This is a genomic window from Bartonella sp. DB5-6 (assembly GCF_000278115.1).
Classification (GTDB): domain Bacteria; phylum Pseudomonadota; class Alphaproteobacteria; order Rhizobiales; family Rhizobiaceae; genus Bartonella; species Bartonella refiksaydamii.
This window is the reverse complement of sequence record NZ_JH725118.1, coordinates 15,657-17,609: the sequence shown is the minus strand read 5'-3', so window position 1 is coordinate 17,609 and position 1,953 is coordinate 15,657. Positions and strand designations below refer to the sequence as shown.

Here is a 1,953-nt window from a genome sequence, read left to right as displayed (position 1 = left end):
CCGCATCACTGCTAAGATTGATGCGCAGTTTGCTGATTTTAGAGAGCACACCATTGATATCGCACGTGCTGCGGGGGGCGTTGCTGCTGCCCTTGCTGGCGGTGATGTCAATGCCGGTGCCGATGCCGCAGGGAATGCCGCAGAGAATAATTACCTCAGCAGCGCGCAACAAGCTCAGATGGAGAAAGAACTAGCAGAATGTACTGACGATCAGTGTCGAAGAGATGTTAACGAGAAATGGCATGAGATTGATGAACAACAAGATAGGACTTTTGCTATAGGCGCGGCGGCTGGTTTTATTGTCGGTACCGGAAAAGAAATAGGAAAAGGATTATATGAGTTAGCTGACAGCGCTGTGGAAATAGGGTTAGCAATAGTTAGCAATCCACTTGAGAGCGGTAAAACGGCTATTAAAGGCGTTGGAACGGCAATATCTTGGTCCACGAGCGGACATGTGGTTGATGATGTTTTCGGAAGTATTGGTCAATTCTGGGGAGGTGTTAAGGGTTCTTTTGTAGGGCATATAGATCACATAACGGAAACGATGGATAAAGAGGGAGGGGATGGAGCATTCAGTGCCGGTTTTGAATTCGGCAAAATGACAGGTGAACCACTAGGGGAAGCGGCTTCTGTAGTGGCTAGTGGAGGTGCTGCGGCAATAGCCAAAGAAGGCGGAAAGCTTGCGGGCAAGCTTTTAGAAAAAGATCTCATCAAATTCGCTGCTCAGACTGAAAAAACTGTTGCTAAAACAGGAGAGGAAATCGCTCAATCAATTGGAAAGATGAGCGATGAAATTGTTGCAACGCAATATTTGGGTCAGGAAAGAAAATTCTGGTCAGCGGATCCCATTGAGGTTGAGTTTAAAATGACTTACAAGGGAGAAAAAATTACTCAGACAAACAAAGTTTATCAAAGAGAAGATTTGTTTGACCCTAATAGAATTGTTACTTGGAGACAGTGAGGAATAGAAATAAAAGGTACAAATATTGAGAGAATGAAGACAGGAAGAGCTCCTCTTGATGCTGATAATAGGCCCATTGAATTGCATCATATGCTGCAAATACATGATGGTCCCATAGCAGAGGTTACCAACGCATTTCATAACGAGTATAACTCTGTTATTCATATTAATCCCAACACAATGGGATCAGGTATCGATAGAGATATTTTCGATAGATGGAGACCAAAATATTGGCAAGAACGGGCTAAAATTATAGAAGAAAAGATGAAGCTAAAACAACAACAATTTATGGAGAACAAATTATGAAAACTTACACTTTATCTGATGTTGCACAATTAATTAATAAGTATCCGGATGTTATCGACTTTGGCACTGCAGAGGATGCACCTGATGATATATTGATTGAAAAAGCAGAGAAAACTCTTGGTTTACAATTCACATTTTCCTACAAGAGTTTTTTAAAAAATTATGGAGGAGGAGAAATTGGAGGTTATGAAATTTTTAGCATTTATAAGGCAAGTTTTGAAGATAATCCTGCTGGTGATATTGTTTATTATCACTTAACAGATATAAAAAATGGTTTAGCAAAACCACAGCAACTTGTTGTGAATAGAACAGATTTTGGTGAGACATTTTATTTCGATTATTCTCAGTTTCAGGATGGTGAATGTCCACTCTATCTTAAGTTTCCACCTAGCGATCCCCAGTATTACGCAAGTAACTTTTATGAATTTCTCTGTAAAAGAATTAAAGCTAATCTAGAATAAATTTCTTTTTTATGACTACTTTGTTTTCGAAGTGCACGGGCAAAGCTGCCGTTCTTTTTCATTTTCAAGAATGTAAATATTGTTAATATTTTTTAGGGGGGAGAATAATTGATGAAAACCTATACCTTATATGATGTTGCAGTCTTAATTGATAAGGTTAATAAATATGATGATGATATTATCAATTTTGGTACTGAAAAAAATGCGGTTGATGATCTTGTGATT

The 1,953-nt window shown here is 38.9% G+C and carries 3 protein-coding genes; all 3 read left to right on the top strand.

The features are described from left to right. Positions 1-961 (top strand): VENN motif pre-toxin domain-containing protein (locus MCO_RS09820; protein WP_007553016.1); only part of this gene is annotated, 961 nt, incomplete at its 5' end. A gap of 3 nt (positions 962-964) precedes the next feature. Further along, positions 965-1,267: an HNH/ENDO VII family nuclease gene (locus tag MCO_RS11170; RefSeq protein ID WP_371137041.1), complete on the top strand. Its 303-nt coding sequence runs from the start codon at positions 965-967 to the stop codon at positions 1,265-1,267. Beyond that, entirely contained in the window at positions 1,264-1,728 is a 465-nt protein-coding gene (locus tag MCO_RS04990; RefSeq protein ID WP_007553013.1) for an SMI1/KNR4 family protein, read from the top strand. Before MCO_RS11170 ends, MCO_RS04990 begins: the two co-directional genes overlap by 4 nt. Positions 1,729-1,953 lie beyond the last annotated feature (225 nt).